This window comes from Mesorhizobium sp. WSM4819, from assembly GCF_055811215.1.
Map to the genome: position 1 here is coordinate 1 of NZ_JBVVQO010000064.1, position 17424 is coordinate 17424.

General features: G+C 62.0%; 12 protein-coding genes and 1 tRNA gene. All 13 read right to left on the reverse strand.

Annotated elements, in window-relative coordinates; genetic code table 11:
• Positions 1-365 precede the first annotated feature (365 nt).
• Positions 366-4562 (reverse strand): DNA-directed RNA polymerase subunit beta', encoded by a 4197-nt coding sequence (gene rpoC / locus AC0L18_RS31765; RefSeq protein ID WP_091591775.1) that lies wholly within the window; start codon positions 4560-4562, stop codon positions 366-368.
• A 135-nt stretch (positions 4563-4697) separates the two neighbouring features.
• Entirely contained in the window at positions 4698-8834 is a 4137-nt protein-coding gene (rpoB, locus tag AC0L18_RS31770) for a DNA-directed RNA polymerase subunit beta (protein WP_473495653.1), read from the reverse strand.
• Positions 8835-9087: 253 nt separating this feature from the next.
• Positions 9088-9465 (reverse strand): 50S ribosomal protein L7/L12, encoded by a 378-nt coding sequence (gene rplL, locus AC0L18_RS31775; protein WP_023680442.1) that lies wholly within the window; start codon positions 9463-9465, stop codon positions 9088-9090.
• A 54-nt stretch (positions 9466-9519) separates the two neighbouring features.
• The gene (gene rplJ / locus AC0L18_RS31780) at positions 9520-10038 is read right to left on the reverse strand and encodes a 50S ribosomal protein L10 (RefSeq protein WP_023798119.1); all 519 of its coding nucleotides are present in this window, start codon (positions 10036-10038) and stop codon (positions 9520-9522) included.
• A 413-nt stretch (positions 10039-10451) separates the two neighbouring features.
• Complete coding sequence (rplA, locus tag AC0L18_RS31785; protein WP_027155818.1) at positions 10452-11150, reverse strand: 50S ribosomal protein L1; 699 nt, start codon at positions 11148-11150, stop codon at positions 10452-10454.
• A 4-nt stretch (positions 11151-11154) separates the two neighbouring features.
• Positions 11155-11583, reverse strand: a complete 429-nt coding sequence (gene rplK / locus AC0L18_RS31790) for a 50S ribosomal protein L11 (RefSeq protein WP_023798121.1) — start codon at positions 11581-11583, stop codon at positions 11155-11157.
• Between the two features lie 169 nt (positions 11584-11752).
• A complete protein-coding gene (nusG, locus tag AC0L18_RS31795; RefSeq protein WP_125006877.1) occupies positions 11753-12280 on the reverse strand; it encodes a transcription termination/antitermination protein NusG in 528 nt (175 codons plus the stop codon).
• Positions 12281-12307: 27 nt separating this feature from the next.
• Positions 12308-12511 carry a preprotein translocase subunit SecE gene (gene secE, locus AC0L18_RS31800; protein ID WP_013531408.1) on the reverse strand — a complete coding sequence of 68 codons (204 nt, stop codon included), beginning with the start codon at positions 12509-12511 and terminating at the stop codon, positions 12308-12310.
• A gap of 374 nt (positions 12512-12885) precedes the next feature.
• Positions 12886-12961: transfer RNA gene (locus tag AC0L18_RS31805), tRNA-Trp, on the reverse strand.
• Positions 12962-12996: 35 nt separating this feature from the next.
• Positions 12997-13449 carry a metal-dependent hydrolase gene (locus AC0L18_RS31810; protein ID WP_473495654.1) on the reverse strand — a complete coding sequence of 151 codons (453 nt, stop codon included), beginning with the start codon at positions 13447-13449 and terminating at the stop codon, positions 12997-12999.
• 168 nt (positions 13450-13617) lie between these two features.
• The gene (locus AC0L18_RS31815) at positions 13618-15246 is read right to left on the reverse strand and encodes a COG3904 family protein (protein ID WP_473495655.1); all 1629 of its coding nucleotides are present in this window, start codon (positions 15244-15246) and stop codon (positions 13618-13620) included.
• A gap of 216 nt (positions 15247-15462) precedes the next feature.
• Positions 15463-17133, reverse strand: a complete 1671-nt coding sequence (locus AC0L18_RS31820) for a COG3904 family protein (RefSeq protein WP_473495656.1) — start codon at positions 17131-17133, stop codon at positions 15463-15465.
• Between the two features lie 215 nt (positions 17134-17348).
• Positions 17349-17424, reverse strand: a 76-nt coding sequence (locus AC0L18_RS31825; protein ID WP_454589835.1) for an EF-Tu C-terminal domain-related protein, incomplete at its 5' end; no start/stop codon positions are given.

Below are 17424 nucleotides of genomic sequence, written 5' to 3' on the forward strand. Positions count from 1 at the left end.
GCCATGGCCGCCCCTCGCCTCAGAGTAAGGGCTGCTCTCTCTCCAGAGCTTTTTGCAGAACCTTCAGGACACTATCATCCCTCAAGGCAGGGCTGTCGCAAGCCGAGGCTTTCGCTCTACGATGTACCCCCACCCCTAACCCCTCCCCACAAGGGGGAGGGAGACTTCCGCTGGCGCTGACCTTGGCAACTTGCCTGGCTTCGGCGCCAAAGGGGAGAAATAAAGGCCCGCGGCAGCGTTCCCTCCCCCTTGTGGGGAGGGTTAGGGTGGGGGTCCTCTTCGCAAGAATCCCCCAACTTCACCATGCAAAAAAGCCGCCGGGTTGCCCCGACGGCTTCGTTGCCTGAGATCTGTACCCGCCGCGCTTACTGCGCGGCGGAAGCCATGTCGGTCAGCATCGGATCGGCGACCTCGACGCCCGACGCCTTGCGGCGCTCGTCGATGATCAGCTCGTCGCGCGAGGTGGCGATGCGCCGGATCTGGCTCATCGTGCCGCCGGTGCCGGCCGGGATCAGACGGCCGACGATGACGTTTTCCTTCAGCCCCTGCAGCATGTCGGTCTTGCCGGCAACCGCCGCTTCGGTCAGCACCCGGGTCGTCTCCTGGAAGGAGGCGGCCGAGATGAAGGACGGCGTCTGCAGCGAGGCCTTGGTGATGCCCAACAGCACCGGCTGGCCTTCGGCCGGCTTCTTGCCGTCCTCGACCAGGCGCTCGTTGACCTCTTCCAGCTCGATCACGTCGACGTGGTCGCCCGGAATGTAGGTCGAGTCGCCCTGCGCGGTGATCTCGACCTTCTGCAGCATCTGGCGAACGATCACCTCGATGTGCTTGTCGTTGATCGACACGCCCTGCAGACGGTAGACCTCCTGGATCTCGTTGACGAGGTAGGACGCAAGCGCCTCCACGCCCTTGATCGCCAGGATGTCGTGCGGCGCCGGATTGCCGTCGAGGATGTAGTCGCCCTTCTCGATGACGTCGCCGTCCTGGAGGTGGAACGGCTTGCCCTTCGGGATCAGGTATTCGACCGGCTCAAGCGTCGAGTCATGCGGCTCGATGATGATGCGGCGCTTGTTCTTGTAGTCGCGGCCGAAGCGGATCGTGCCATCGATCTCGGCGATGATGGCGTGATCCTTCGGACGGCGTGCCTCGAACAATTCGGCAACACGCGGCAGACCGCCGGTGATGTCCTTGGTCTTGGCGCTTTCCATCGGGATACGCGCCAGCACGTCGCCGGGGCGAACCTGTGCACCCGGCTCGACCGAAAGAATGGCCTCGACCGAGAGCAGGAAGCGAGCGTCGCCGCCCTTCGACAGTTTGCCGACCTTGCCCTTGGCGTCCTGGACTACGATCGCCGGCTTGAGGTCGTTGCCGCGCGGCGTCGAACGCCAGTCGATGACCTCGCGCTTGGTGATGCCGGTCGATTCGTCGGCCGTTTCCTGGACGGAAATGCCGTCGACCAGATCCTCGAACGCCACCTTGCCCTCGATTTCGGTGAGAACCGGGCGGGTATAGGGATCCCACTCGGCGATGCGCTGACCGCGCTTCACCTTGTCGCCATCGTCCACGAAGATGCGCGAACCATAGGTGAGGCGGTGCGTGGCGCGCTCCTTGCCGGCCTCGTCGAGGATCAGCACGGCCATGTTGCGGCCCATGACCATCTGCTGGCCGTCGGAGTTGCGCACCACGTTGCGGTTACGGATCTCGACCTTGCCCTCATACGAGGCTTCAAGGAACGACGAGTCCACCACCTGCGCCGTACCGCCCATGTGGAAGGTACGCATGGTGAGCTGGGTGCCCGGCTCGCCGATCGACTGCGCCGCGATGACGCCGACAGCCTCGCCCTGGTTGACCGGGGTGCCGCGGGCCAGATCGCGTCCGTAGCAGACCGCGCAGACACCGACCCTGACGTCGCAGGTCAGCGCCGAGCGGATGCGGACCGACTGGACGCCGGCCTTTTCGATCTGCTCGACGTCGCGTTCGTCCATCAGCGTTCCGGCCTTGACCAGAACCTCACCCGTCACCGGATGCGTGATGTCATCGAGCGCCGTGCGGCCGAGAACGCGCTGGCCGACGGAAGCGACGACCTGGCCGGCATCGACGATCGGCTGCATGGTGAGGCCCTTGTCGGTGCCGCAGTCGACGGAGTTGACGATGCAGTCCTGCGCCACGTCGACCAGACGACGGGTGAGGTAACCCGAGTTCGCCGTCTTCAAGGCGGTGTCGGCCAGACCCTTGCGGGCGCCGTGGGTCGAGTTGAAGTACTCGAGAACGGTCAGGCCTTCCTTGAAGTTGGAGATGATCGGCGTTTCGATGATCTCGCCGCTCGGCTTGGCCATCAGGCCGCGCATACCGGCAAGCTGGCGCATCTGGGTGGGCGAGCCGCGCGCACCGGAGTGCGACATCATGTAGATCGAGTTCATCGGCTTTTGACGGCCATTGTCCTCGAATTCGACCGCCTTGATGCGGGCCATCATCTCGTCGGCGACCTTTTCCGAGCACTTGGCCCAGGCGTCGACGACCTTGTTGTACTTCTCGCCCTGCGTGATCAGGCCGTCATTGTACTGCTGCTCGTATTCCTTGGCCAAGGCCTCGGTGTCGGAAACCAGCTTGATCTTGGCATCCGGGATCAGCATGTCGTCCTTGCCGAACGAAATGCCGGCGCGGCAGGCGTGGCTGAAGCCGAGGGCCATGATGCGATCGCAGAAAATGACCGTCTCCTTCTGACCGCAATGGCGGTAGACGGTGTCGATCATCTTGGAGATGTTCTTCTTGGTCATCTCCTGGTTGGCGGTCTCGTACGGCACATTGACGTTCTTCGGCAGAAGCTCGCCGATGATCATGCGGCCGGGCGTGGTGTCGTAGATCTTCGACACGACCTTGCCGTCCGCATCGACCGAGCGGAAGCGGCCCTTGATCTTGGAGTGCAGCGTCACCGCCTTGGTCTCGAGCGCGTGCTGGAGTTCGCCCATGTCGGCAAACACCATGCCCTCGCCCGGCTCGTTCTGGTTGACGATCGAGAGATAGTAGAGACCCAGAACCATGTCCTGCGACGGCACGATGATCGGCGCGCCGGAAGCCGGGTGCAGGATGTTGTTGGTCGACATCATCAGCACGCGGGCTTCAAGCTGTGCTTCCAGCGACAGCGGCACGTGAACCGCCATCTGGTCACCGTCGAAGTCGGCGTTGAAGGCCGTGCAGACCAGCGGGTGAAGCTGGATCGCCTTGCCTTCGATCAGGATCGGCTCGAACGCCTGGATGCCGAGGCGGTGCAGCGTCGGCGCACGGTTCAACAGCACCGGATGCTCGCGGATGACCTCGTCGAGGATATCCCAGACCTCCGGACGCTCCTTCTCGACCAGCTTCTTCGCCTGCTTGACGGTCGAGGAGTAACCCTTGGCGTCGAGACGGGCATAGATGAAGGGCTTGAACAGTTCGAGAGCCATCTTCTTCGGCAGGCCGCACTGATGCAGCTTGAGCTCCGGACCGGTCACGATGACCGAGCGGCCGGAATAGTCAACGCGCTTGCCGAGCAGGTTCTGGCGGAACCGGCCCTGCTTGCCCTTCAGCATGTCGGACAGCGACTTCAGCGGACGCTTGTTGGCGCCGGTGATGACGCGGCCGCGACGGCCGTTGTCGAACAGCGCGTCGACGGCTTCCTGCAGCATGCGCTTTTCATTGCGCACGATGATGCCGGGCGCGCGCAGCTCGATCAGCCGCTTCAGGCGGTTGTTGCGGTTGATGACGCGGCGATAGAGATCGTTGAGATCGGACGTGGCGAAGCGGCCGCCATCCAGGGGAACCAACGGGCGCAGGTCCGGCGGGATCACCGGGACAACCTTCATGATCATCCATTCCGGACGGTTGCCGGACTCCATGAAGTTCTCGACGACCTTGAGCCGCTTCAGATACTTCTTCTGCTTGAGCTCGGACGTGGTCGAAGCCAGCTCCGAACGCAGGTCGCCGGCGATCTTCTCCAGGTCCATGCCGGCCAGAAGGTCGTGGATGGCCTCGGCGCCGATCATGGCGGTGAACGAATCCTCGCCATATTCGTCGACGGCCATCATGTACTCTTCCTCGCTGAGGAGCTGGTGCTCCTTCAGCGCGGTCAGGCCGGGCTCGGTGACGATGTAGTTCTCGAAGTAGAGAACGCGCTCGATGTCCTTCAGCGTCATGTCGAGCAGCGTGCCGATACGCGACGGCAGCGACTTCAGGAACCAGATATGGGCGACCGGCGCGGCCAGCTCGATATGGCCCATGCGCTCGCGACGGACGCGCGACAGCGTGACTTCGACGCCGCACTTCTCGCAGATGACGCCCTTGTACTTCATGCGCTTGTACTTGCCGCACAGGCATTCGTAGTCCTTTATCGGACCGAAAATGCGCGCGCAGAACAGGCCGTCGCGCTCCGGCTTGAAGGTGCGGTAGTTGATGGTCTCCGGCTTCTTGATCTCGCCGAACGACCAGGACAGAATCTTCTCAGGGCTGGCGAGCGAGATCCGGATGGAATCGAACACCTGCGCAGGCGCCTGGGGATTGAAGAGATTCATGACCTCTTGGTTCATGCCGTTCTCCTTTTCGGGGTCATCGAAACCCCTTGCATCTAGCGCGGGCCAAACGCCCGCCGACTTGGTCGACCATCGGTCGAAAATTTGGTGCGCTCGGTCGCGGGAGCCCTCTCCCGCGACCAAGCGTCTTGCTTATTCGGCCGCGTCGGGCAGCCGGATCGGATTGTCGTCGAGCTTGGTGTTCTCCAGCTCGACATTGAGGCCCAGAGAGCGCATTTCCTTGACCAGAACGTTGAAGCTCTCGGGGATGCCGGCCTCGAAGGTATCGTCGCCTCTGACGATCGCCTCGTAGACCTTGGTGCGGCCGGCGACGTCGTCCGACTTCACCGTCAGCATCTCCTGCAGCGTGTAGGCGGCGCCGTACGCTTCGAGCGCCCAGACCTCCATTTCGCCGAAGCGCTGGCCACCGAACTGCGCCTTGCCGCCCAGCGGCTGCTGGGTAACGAGCGAGTACGGCCCGATCGAACGCGCGTGGATCTTGTCGTCCACAAGATGGTGAAGCTTGAGCATATATATGTAGCCCATCGTCACTTTGCGATCGAACGGCTCGCCGGTGCGTCCGTCATAGAGCTGCGACTGACCGCTGGTGTGCAGGCCCGCCTGCTCCAGCATGATGTTGATGTCGGCCTCGTGCGCGCCGTCGAACACCGGTGTCGCGACAGAGACGCCGCGGCGCATCTGCTCGCTGAGGCGAACGACGCTGTCGTCGTCATAGTCGCGGACCGGCTCGTTGCGGTCGTTGGCCGGCATGAAGCTCTCGAGCGTCTTGCGCAGCGGCTTGATGTCGCCGCCCGTCTTGTACGCGTCGATCAGCTCGCCGATCTTCCTGCCCATTCCAGCGCAAGCCCAGCCCAGATGCGTCTCCAGGATCTGGCCGACATTCATGCGGCTCGGCACACCCAGCGGGTTGAGCACGATATCGGCATGCGTGCCGTCCTCGAGGAACGGCATGTCCTCGACCGGAACGATCCGCGACACGACACCCTTGTTGCCGTGCCGGCCGGCCATCTTGTCGCCGGGCTGCATCTTGCGCTTCACGGCCACGAAGACCTTGACCATCTTCATGACGCCGGGAGGCATCTCGTCGCCGCGCTGTACCTTCTCGACCTTGTCCATGAAGCGCTGTTCGAGCGCCTTCTTGGAATCGTCGTACTGGCCGCGCAGGGCTTCCAGTTCGCTCTGGAGCTTTTCGTTCTCCACCGCAAACTGCCACCACTGCGAACGCGGATACTCGTCGAGCGTATCCTTCGACAGCTTCGAGCCCTTCTTGAAACCCTTCGGCCCGGCAATCGCATCCTTGCCGACGAGAACGTCGGACAGGCGCGAATAGACGTTGCGGTCGAGGATCGCCTGCTCGTCGTCGCGGTCCTTGGCGAGGCGTTCGATCTCCTCGCGTTCGATGGCCATGGCGCGCTCGTCCTTCTCCACGCCGTGACGGTTGAAGACGCGCACTTCGACGACGGTGCCGAAGGTTCCGGGCGGCATGCGCATGGAGGTGTCACGCACGTCCGATGCCTTTTCGCCAAAAATGGCGCGCAGAAGCTTTTCTTCCGGCGTCATCGGGCTTTCACCCTTCGGCGTGATCTTGCCGACCAGGATGTCGCCCGGCTGCACTTCGGCACCGATATAGACGATGCCGGCCTCGTCGAGGTTCTTCAGCGCTTCTTCCGAGACGTTGGGGATGTCGCGGGTGATTTCCTCCGGCCCGAGCTTGGTATCGCGCGCCATGACCTCGAACTCCTCGATGTGGATCGAGGTGAAGACGTCATCGGCGACGATGCGCTCGGACAAGAGGATCGAGTCCTCGTAGTTGTAACCGTTCCACGGCATGAACGCGACCAGCACGTTGCGGCCGAGCGCCAGATCGCCAAGCTCGGTCGACGGACCGTCGGCGATGATGTCGCCCTTGTTGACCAGGTCGCCCATGCGCACCAGCGGACGCTGGTTGATGCAGGTGTTCTGGTTCGAGCGCTGGAACTTCATCAGCCGGTAGATGTCGACGCCCGACTTGCCGGGATCGAGATCTTCGGTGGCGCGGATGACGATACGCGTCGCGTCGACCTGGTCGACGATGCCGCCGCGGCGGGCGCCGATGGCGGCGCCGGAGTCACGGGCGACGATCGGCTCCATGCCGGTGCCGACGAACGGCGCTTCGGCGCGCACCAGCGGCACGGCCTGACGCTGCATGTTCGAGCCCATCAGCGCGCGGTTGGCGTCGTCGTTCTCGAGGAACGGGATCAGGGCCGCGGCCACCGACACCATCTGCTTCGGCGACACGTCCATCAGATCGACGTTTTCGCGCGGCGCCATCATCACTTCGCCGGCATTGCGGCAAATGACGAATTCGTCGACGAAACCACCATTCTTGTCGAGCTCGGCATTGGCCTGCGCGACGTGGTGCTTGGCCTCTTCCATCGCGGAGAGATAGACGACCTCATTGGTCAGCTTGCCGTTGACGATCTTGCGGTACGGGCTCTCGATGAAGCCATACTTGTTGACGCGCGCAAATGTGGCCAGCGAGTTGATCAGACCGATGTTCGGGCCTTCCGGCGTCTCGATCGGGCAGATGCGGCCGTAATGCGTCGGATGCACGTCGCGCACCTCGAAGCCGGCGCGCTCGCGGGTCAGACCACCGGGTCCAAGCGCCGAGAGACGGCGCTTGTGGGTGATCTCCGACAGCGGGTTGGTCTGGTCCATGAACTGCGACAGCTGCGAGGAACCGAAGAACTCGCGCACGGCGGCAGCCGCTGGCTTGGCGTTGATCAGGTCCTGCGGCATCACCGTATCGATCTCGATCGAGGACATGCGTTCCTTGATCGCGCGCTCCATGCGCAAGAGGCCGACGCGGTACTGGTTCTCCATCAGCTCGCCGACCGAGCGCACGCGGCGATTGCCGAGATTGTCGATGTCGTCGATCTCGCCCTTGCCATCACGCAGTTCGACCAGCGTCTTGACCACGGCCAGGATGTCGTCCTTGCGCAGCACGCGCACGGTGTCCTCGGCCTTGAGCTCGAGGCGCATGTTCATCTTGACGCGGCCGACGGCCGACAGGTCATAGCGCTCGCTGTCGAAGAACAGCGAGTTGAACATGGCTTCGGCGGTTTCCAGCGTCGGCGGCTCGCCGGGGCGCATGACACGGTAGATGTCAAACAGCGCGTCCTGGCGGCTCTCGTTCTTGTCGACGTTGAGCGTGTTGCGGATATAGGCGCCGACATTGACGTGGTCGATGTCGAGAACCTTGATCTCGTCGTCGCCGGCGGCGAGAAGCACTTTTAGCGTCTTTTCGTCGATCTCGTCGCCGGCCTCGAGGAAAATCTCGCCGGTCGCATAGTTGACGATGTCCTCGGCAAGGTAGTTGCCGAGCAGATCCTCGTCGGTCGCCTTGATCGCCTTGAGACCCTTTTCGCCGAGCTGACGGGCCTGGCGTGCGGTGATCTTCTTGCCGGCCTCGACGACAACCTCGTTGGTGTCTGCATCGATCAGGTCGCCGACAGCCTTGAGGCCGCGGAAACGCTCGACGTTGAACGGGATGCGCCAGTGGTCGCCGGCGCGCTTGTAGGTGATCTTGTTGTAGAAGGTCGACAGGATCTCCTCGGCGTCCATGCCGAGCGCCATCAGCAGCGACGTCACCGGAATCTTGCGGCGGCGGTCGATGCGGGCGTGCACGACGTCCTTCGAGTCGAACTCGATGTCGAGCCACGATCCGCGATAGGGGATGACGCGCGCGGCAAACAGCAGCTTGCCCGACGAGTGCGACTTGCCCTTGTCATGGTCGAAGAAGACGCCCGGCGAACGGTGCATCTGCGAGACGATGACACGCTCGGTGCCATTGACGATGAAGGTGCCGTTCAAGGTCATGAGCGGCATGTCGCCCATATACACGTCCTGCTCCTTGATGTCCTTGATCGACTTGGCGCCGGTATCCTCGTCGATATCGAACACGATGAGGCGCAGCGTCACCTTGAGTGGCGCGGCATAGGTCAGGTCGCGCTGACGGCATTCGTCAACGTCGAATTTCGGTGCTTCGAACTCGTACTTCACGAATTCCAGCATCGAGGAGCCGGAAAAGTCGGAAATCGGGAACACCGATTTGAAAACCGCCTGCAGTCCCTCGTCAGGACGCCCGCCCTTGGGCTCCTCGACCATCAGGAACTGGTCATAGGATGCCTTCTGAACCTCGATCAGGTTCGGCATCTCCGCAACTTCCGGAATCTTTCCGAAGAATTTGCGTACGCGTCTGCGGCCATTGAAAGTTTGTGTCTGGGCCATCGTCGCTCCTTAGCTCGATTCTCGGGGCGAGCCTCGCCGCGGCTCGCCTTGCATTCTCGGCCACCTTCGGCGGCGGCCTTTATTTGTTCACCCGCCACCTGTCGGTGGCCGGCCAAAACGGGAGAAAACCCGTTTCCTGAAGACCGGCTTACGGCCCTCAGGAAAGAGGTTTTCGTACTCTTCGCGTTACGCAGCCTCCCTTCGCGCCAAGGGAGCGGCGGACGGCGCGAAGCCGCCCGCCGATATCAAACGCTTACTTCAGTTCGACCTTGGCGCCGGCTGCTTCCAGCTGGGCCTTGAACTTGTCCGCGTCGGCCTTGGAAACAGCTTCCTTGACCGGCTTCGGAGCCGCCTCGACCAGGTCCTTGGCTTCCTTGAGGCCAAGACCGGTGATGGCGCGAACTTCCTTGATGACGTTGATCTTCTGAGCGCCCGCCTCGGTGAGGACGACGTCGAATTCCGTCTTTTCCTCGACCGGAGCAGCAGCAGCCGCAGCACCGCCGGCGGCAGCAACCGCCACCGGAGCAGCAGCGGAAACGCCCCACTTTTCTTCAAGAAGCTTCGACAGCTCGGCCGCCTCGAGGACGGTCAGCTTCGAAAGGTCGTCTACGATCTTTGCCAGATCAGCCATTGCAATATTCCTTCATAAGGTTCGAACGTGTGTTTGTGATAGCGAGGAACGGCCTCATGCCGCCTCGTCCTTCCGGGCGTAAGCGCCGATGACACGCGCGACCGAAGCCGCAGGCGCATTGACGATCTGGGCGATCCGGGTTGCCGGCGTGGCGATCATGCCAACCAGCCTGGCGCGCAGCTCATCGAGCGACGGAAGTGTGGCGAGTGCCTTCACACCGTCGGCGTTGAGCGAGGTGGTGCCCATTGCGCCGCCGAGAATGACGAGCTTGTCATTTCCCTTGGCGAAATCGGACGCGACCTTCGGCGCCGCAATCGGATCCTCCGAATAGGCGATCAGCGTCTGTCCCTTGAACAGGTCGATGATCGATGCGGAGTCCGTGCCCTGAAGAGCGATTTTGGCGAGACGGTTCTTCGCGACTTTGACGGTGCCACCGGCGACACGCATTTTCGACCGAAGGTCGTTCATTTGCGCGACGGTAATACCGGCGTAGTGGGCCACGACGACTGAACCAGCGCCCGAAAACGCTTCATTCAGGCCCGTGACGAGTTCGCGTTTTTCCGCTCTGTCCACTGCCTATCTCCAGTTGACCCCAATCCTGTTAACGGGAACATTCCCATTACGAGGAAGGTGTCGGGTTGCCTTTTGCCGGCCGGGCCATCCAGTAACGGATCTCCCGAACGACGCTCGAGGATCCTGCCCCCTTTCGCCACACCAGCCGGCAAGCCGAATGGTGCGCAGACAAAAGGCAAACACGGTTCGAACCTTTCATTGGAGCAGTCGCTCCGTTTGTCCGGTCTTCACCCGTCTCATGCAGGCCCACATGAATTAAGGCCCCCCTTGAACCAAGGCCTGGGGCCGCCCGCAATCTCGGACAGGATGTCCGGAAGCCTTCCGACTTCCAGTACCGGGCCGCCAAGATAAATCGGAGGCCCGGAATTCTGCTTGCGGATCAGCCCTTTAGCGGCAGATCCGAATGGTTCGTATCAGGACGCTGCCAGCGTCGAGACGTCGAGCTTGAGACCAGGGCCCATCGTCGAGGTGACCGACACCTTCTTGACGTAGTTGCCCTTGGCGCCAGCCGGCTTCGCCTTGGTCACGGCGTCAGCGAAGGCGCGGACGTTCTCTTCCAGCGCCTTGACGTCGAACGAGATCTTGCCGACGCCGCCATGAACGATGCCTGCCTTCTCGACGCGGAACTCGACCGCGCCACCCTTCGACGCCTTGACGGCGGCGGTAACGTCGGTGGTGACAGTGCCGACCTTCGGGTTCGGCATCATGCCACGCGGGCCGAGCACCTTGCCCAGACGGCCGACCAGCGGCATCATGTCCGGCGTGGCGATGCAGCGATCGAAGTCGATCGTGCCCTTCTGGACGATGTCGACCAGATCCTCGGCGCCAACGATATCGGCGCCGGCCGCCTTGGCTTCCTCGGCCTTGTCGCCACGCGCGAAAACCGCGACGCGGACGGTACGGCCGGTGCCGTTCGGCAGGTTGACCACGCCACGGACCATCTGGTCGGCATGGCGCGGGTCGACACCCAGGTTCATCGCGATTTCAACGGTCTCGTCGAACTTCACCGAGGACCGGTCCTTGAGCAGCTTCAGCGCATCACCCAAGGCATAGGCCTTGTTGGGATCGATGCCTTCGCGGGTCTTCGATACACGCTTTGCAATCTTTGCCATGATCTCAGCCCACCACTTCCAGACCCATCGAGCGGGCGGAGCCCTCGACCATGCGCATGGCCCCCTCGATATCGGTCGCGTTCAGATCCTTCATCTTCTGCTCGGCGATGGCGCGCACCTTGTCGCGGCCGATCGTGCCGGCCTTGACCTTGCCCGGCTCCTTCGAGCCCGACTTCAGGTTTGCGGCCTTCTTCAGGAAGTAGCTCACCGGCGGCGTCTTCATGACGAAGGTGAACGACTTGTCCTGGTAGTAGGTGATCACGACCGGAACCGGCGATCCCTTCTCCATTTCCTGGGTCTGCGCGTTGAATGCCTTGCAGAACTCCATGATGTTGATGCCGCGCTGACCAAGCGCCGGTCCGATCGGGGGCGACGGCGTCGCCGAGCCCGCGGAAACCTGGAGCTTGAGCTGGCCTGCAATTTTCTTAGCCATCTCTTCCTGCCTTTATCTCATGCCGGCCCCAAATCTGGGCAACACCGGCGGTTGCAGTCTGGTGGTGCGGTTCCTGCAGCGGGCTAAAGCCGCATTCGCCTCCCACCCGTTTTGGCGGCGATTTCCACGCCGCCTCCCTCACCGCCGAATTGGCGACAAGGATTTCGGATCAGCCCTTTTCGACCTGTCCGAATTCGAGATCGACAGGCACGGCGCGCCCGAAGATCGAAACTTCCACCTTGAGCCGCGCCCGCTCCTCGTCCACTTCCTGGACGAAACCGTTGAACGAGGCGAACGGACCGTCCGAGACGCGGATCGCCTCGCCGATCTCGAAAGTGACCGACGGCTTCGGCCGCTCGACGCCTTCCTGCACCTGGTTCAGGATGCGCTGGGCCTCGGCCTCGGTGATCGGCACCGGCTTCGAATCACCCAGGAAGCCGGTGACCTTCGGCGTGTTCTTCACGAGCGAGAACACTGCGTCGGTCAGGTTGGCCTTCAGCAGCACGTAGCCCGGGAAGAACTTGCGCTCGGCATCGACCTTGCGGCCGCGGCGTATCTCGACGACCTTCTCGGTAGGCACCACGATCTGCTCGATGTCACCGGACAGGCCTTTCTGCTTGGCCTTGTTCTCGATGTCCTCAGCGACCTTTTTTTCAAAGTTCGAATAGGCGTGGACGATGTACCACCGCGCAGTCATTTCAAGGCTTCTCCGTAATCGCCGGACTTAGCGTCCAATGCCCAGAATCTGCTCGACCGCGAGGCCCATGAGCTGATCGGCAGTAAAGAAAAAGATCATCGCGATCACAGCGAACGCCAGAACCATCACCGTCGAGATCATCGTTTCACGACGCGACGGCCAAGTCACCTTGGCGGTCTCCGCGCGAACCTGCTGGAGAAAGACGAAAGGATTTGTGGTTTTCGAAGCCATGTGCCGCTCTGTCTGCAAGACCCGTTGACCGGATCTCCTGGATGATCCCGCTGGCCGGGATGTGCCGCCTGAGCCTGTGTTCGCGCCCGAATCAGCGCAATCATTTCGCCCATGCAAATCGGACGCGTAAAGCCGGCTTCCCAGCTCCACGCGTCGCGTGTCTGTTTCGTCTACATAAAACCGATTCTTGATCCACGCAAGTGGCAAGTGTCCGCTTTATGCCAAACGCCGCCTCGGAACCATCCAGTCGTCCCGTCCCGGCTATGGCGCTCTTATGCCTCAAGACAGCCTATATGGCAAGCCACCGCGCGATTTTCAAAAGGTCGATGCGCGGAAGACCAGAAATTTTTTCATGAATTGGCCATTTCGAAAAATGGCACGGGCAGCAGGGCTCGAACCTACGACCTGCGGTTTTGGAGACCGCCGCTCTACCAACTGAGCTATGCCCGTATCGCGCGCTGCTATTTCATAAAGCGGACAAGAACTCAAGTCGAGTTTTCAGGCGTGGCCGCGCCGGGCTGCAATCGTCGAAATCCGAGGGCCAGCGCCCAGGCGCATATCAGAAGTTCGAGGGCAAAAGTCCAATGCAACATGAAGCTCATGACCCAGTTGCGATACATCGCCGGAACCGTGACGAGTTCGAGCGCGCGCCGGTCGAACGGCATTAGCCACATGATAGGCGACGCCACTGAGTCCAGGATCATGTGTATCATTGCGGCGGCAAAGAAGGCGCCGACCGGGGCCAGATATCGCGGATCCCGCCATTTCGCGACCGACAGTGCCACAAGGCCAACCGCTGCCCAGAAGAGCGGCCAGTGCGTGACGTAGGCGTGGTGATGGGTTCGTCGGCCATCGACAAAATGGAAATAGACCATGTCGAGTCCGGGACGACGCTGCCGAGCATAGCCGCCGCCATGATCCCCGATCTGCCGGGCCAACGATTTCCCACGAAAGTACCGAGTATGGGGCCAGCCGGAAGATGAGCGATCAGCATCGTCAAACCTTGTTCATTGCCGAATCGGTCGAACGTCGCGGCGGATTGTGGCGCATTCAGGAAGGACTACCCCGCCTCGCCCTGTCGCGCTGGGCTGGGGCGTGACTGCGCCTTACAACTTGACGGCCGCCTCGGCCTGAACCTCGGACGTCGACACGACGCGGCAATTCTCCGGCATTGGCTGCGACTTGCAGATGGTCGGACCGGTAAATTCGTCTGCCGAACCAAGCCCGGTCGTCAGCCCGATTTGCAGCATCCTCTCGGGTTCGAGCTGCCGATGGCGCGAGGCCGGCACCGACCGCATCGCAGCCAGCAGACCGGGTCCGACCGCCATGTCCCTAAGATAGGTTTTGACCCGCTGCTCCAACCCCATCGAGTGCACGGTCAACTGCGCGCGAGGACCGACAAGGCGCCTGACACCGCCGGCAAGCATGATCGGACAGGCCGCGCCACACGCGCCGCTCGCATCGATCGTCAGTCCGACATGGACGCCATCCCTGGCGGCGCAATCCGCCTTGTCCGGCTCGCATCCAATGAAGTCCGTCCGCGCAACCGTCACGTCGAGCTTGCGTTCTCGGATCAATCTTCCGGCGGCCAGAGCGCCGAGCACGTCGCCTCCCGGCGAGTTGATCACCACGGGCAGTCGCCGGTCACCGATCGTGTCCAGCAGTTGGCGCAGCCGTTCCGGCGTTTGAGCGCTGATCGTGCCTTCCGCCGAAATCCATTCGGGACAATTGGGATCGCAGAGAAAACTTCTGCCGCGAACCAGGACGAAGCGCATATCGCCAACATCGGCCGGCTGCCCGGTTTCAGGTTCGACCGGCGCGGCGGGAGCGGGCTTGGCGTACGCCACCACGTCGCCGGCCGGCGCCGGTATTTCCCTGCAGTTCGCGGCCACCGGATCGGTGTTGCACAGGGTTGGCGCGGTCAGCAGGTCGACGGCATCTAGGCTGGTCACCAGCTTCGCCTGCAGCATGTCGTAGGGAGCCAGCTGCTGGATGCTGCTGGCCGGCGTGTTCTTCATCGCCTCGAGCACGGCCTGGCCGACGCCCATTTCGTTCAGATAGGCAGCCAGTCTTTTCTCCACCGACTTGCTCATCTCGTAGGTCTTGTAGCTGCCGGCGTTCTTGCGGCCGACGATCTTCTTGCTGAGGATCTTCTTCTTGCCTCCGACCACGCGATAGGTGGTCCGGTACTGCAATTTCGTGCGGATGTAGGTCGTGGTGATCTGATGCACGCCGAGAAAGGCCCATTGCCCGACGACGCGCCTGCTGCCGCCGGCAAACATCAGCGGACAGGCTGAATTGCAGATGGCGCCGCCGGCATAGGCATTGCCGAAATAGCGAGCGCCCTTGCCGTCGTTCTCCTTGCAGTCCTTGGCGTCGGGCTGGCAACCGGTGAACCGGGTTTTGCCGACCGCGATATCGAGCTTGTTCTTGCGGAGCAGCCGGCCAAGCGCCAGCGCCGCTTCGACGTTGCCGCCGGGAGAATCCACGACAACCGGCAGTTTTCGGCCACCAAGCCCCTTGAGCGTGCGTTTGAACAGGGCCGGCGTGGCGGCCACTATCGAGCCTTCAGCCGATATCCATTCCGGGCAGGTCGGTTCGCAACCAGGCGCGCTGCTGCGGACGACAACAAACCGCATCGTCGGACCAAGATCCGGCGTGGATTTTTTGGTGTTCGCCGCGAAGGCAGCGTGTTCCATGACCAGGAACGACGCCAGCAAGATCATCCCAAGCATCCACCATGCCTGGCCATTCCGACGGTGCCACGAAACCATTCGGGAAGCCCCCCGCAATGCGACCTATAGTAGTTCAGCTTTGCCGGCTTGCAACAGCGTTTTGCGACGATGGCGCAAGCGCCGGCCGTAGCCAAAAAAGTATGCCGGCCGTATCCAAAAGCGAGACGGGCGGCCCGAAGACCGCCCTTCGAGGTAGGGCTTTGGGTATTTCAACGGCTACGGCTTTAGTGGGAATTGTGCGTCAACCTTGAGCGCCGATGCCGCCGGGCAATTTTGCGGCCTCGGTTCGGTTTTACAGACAGTCGGTCCGACCAAATGGTTCGCCGATTCAGGTCCCGTCGTCAGTCCCATCGTCAACATTGTGCCAAGTTCGAGCCGCAGACGGAGCAATCTAAAATCGGCGAAATTGAACTGCACCGGCGGAAACAGATTCTGCTTGATCGACATGTCCGCAAGATAAGTGCGTACCCGCTCAGCGAACGCCAGCGGTTGCACACTCACAAGCGCATCAGGACCGACGAAACGTCTGACGCCCCCAGCAAGCATGATCGGACAGGCGGCATCGCACCCCGCACCTAAATCGGTCGCGACACCAGGATAGAACCCATCCGGTGGCGCGCACCCTTTGTCCTGCGGCTTGCACCCGGTAAAATCGGTGCGCGCAATCGCGACGTCAAGTTTGCGGTCGCGGATCAATCTTCCCGTTGCCAAGGCGCTGAGCAAATCGCCTCCCGGCGAACTCACGATCAACGGCAGACGCCGGCCGCCGACCGTATCGAGCAATTGGCGAAATATCTTCTGCGAATCGGGAGTGATCGTGCCTTGCGCAGCAATCCATTCGGGACAATCGAGACCGCATTTCGGATCGCTGCTTCGGACCAGGACGAAACGCATCGAATTGTCGACCGGCGCTGGACGGGCCGACGGAGTGGCTGGAACGGCCCCTCGGACGGCCATCACTACTGCCTTGGCCGGCTTGGCATTCGCAGGGACCTCCCTGCAGTTCGGCGGCGCCGGACTCCGCCGGCATATGCCCGCCAGCGTAAGTATGTCGAGGGAGTCCCTGCTGGTGACCAGCTTCATCGTCAGCATGTCGTCGAGAGCGATCTGCCGGATGTCGCTGGCGGGCGTGGCCTTCATTACGTCAAGAACGCTCCGCCCGACACCCATCTCCCTGAGGTAGGCCGAGATCTTTCTCGAAAACGCCTTGCTCATTTTATAGGTCTTGTAGCTCTCGCCTTGAGTGACGGTCTCCGTGGTGACCCGATATTTTTTGCCACGGATGGTTTGATAGGTGGTTCGAAAATGCCGTGTTGAGGGGAAATAAGTGGTGGTGATCTGATGAACACCCAGATAGGCCCAGCTGCCCGCCACGCGGCGGACGCCTCCGGCAAACACCAGCGGACAGGCGGAATTGCACATTGCGCCACCGTCGGATGCGACGCCGAAATAGGCTACACCTTTGCCGTAGCTGGCCCCGCAACCCTCCATCCCCGGCCAACAATCGGAAAACTCGGTCTTACCGATGGCGATGTCGAGCCTGTTCTTGCGTATTATGCGACCGAGCTGGAGCGCAGCGTCGACATCACCGCCAGGGGAATTGACGATAATCGGCAGTTTGCGAGTGCCGAGCTTTTTCAGAACCCGCTTTAGTAGAGCCGGCGTGCCGGCTGCGATGGCGCCTTCCGCTGAAATCCATTCCGGACAGTTGGGCTTACAGCCGACTGCACTGCTGCGGGCAATGATGAACCGCATCTCCGAAAAACCATCGGACGAACTGCCCGGAAGGTACCATGACTTCGGATCCCATGTCTTCGGATCGAAGGCGTCATCGGCTTTCGCAGCGAAGCCAGCCATCGCCATTGCGACCACCGGCACCAGGCGCACCAGCCCGCGCCACCACCCGGCCCTACTGCTTAAACGGCGTCCCCAAACCACGCTTGGCAAAAGCCCCCTCAATGCAACCTATAATAGTTGCGGCGGTGGTGCTTGCAATAGCTTTGAAACGACCGCGCAAGATTGTTCTGCGTGGAGCCAGTAAACGTAGAAAGGGCGGCCCGAAGACCGCCCTTCCCTGTCGATCCGACAAATGCCGGCGTCGATTACTCTTTGATGGTGACGACGATGCCGGCACCGACGGTGCGGCCGCCTTCACGGATGGCGAAGCGCAGCTTCTCT

What these genes read in the sequence shown, in the direction of transcription:
- rpoC (WP_091591775.1), bottom strand. Translation starts at nt 4,562, where the DNA reads ATGAACCAAGAGGTCATGAATCTCTTCAATCCCCAGGCGCCTGCGCAG.
- rpoB (WP_473495653.1), bottom strand. Translation starts at nt 8,834, where the DNA reads ATGGCCCAGACACAAACTTTCAATGGCCGCAGACGCGTACGCAAATTC.
- rplL (WP_023680442.1), bottom strand. Translation starts at nt 9,465, where the DNA reads ATGGCTGATCTGGCAAAGATCGTAGACGACCTTTCGAAGCTGACCGTC.
- rplA (WP_027155818.1), bottom strand. Translation starts at nt 11,150, where the DNA reads ATGGCAAAGATTGCAAAGCGTGTATCGAAGACCCGCGAAGGCATCGAT.
- rplK (WP_023798121.1), bottom strand. Translation starts at nt 11,583, where the DNA reads ATGGCTAAGAAAATTGCAGGCCAGCTCAAGCTCCAGGTTTCCGCGGGC.
- nusG (WP_125006877.1), bottom strand. Translation starts at nt 12,280, where the DNA reads ATGACTGCGCGGTGGTACATCGTCCACGCCTATTCGAACTTTGAAAAA.
- secE (WP_013531408.1), bottom strand. Translation starts at nt 12,511, where the DNA reads ATGGCTTCGAAAACCACAAATCCTTTCGTCTTTCTCCAGCAGGTTCGC.
- AC0L18_RS31815 (WP_473495655.1), bottom strand. Translation starts at nt 15,246, where the DNA reads ATGCTTGGGATGATCTTGCTGGCGTCGTTCCTGGTCATGGAACACGCT.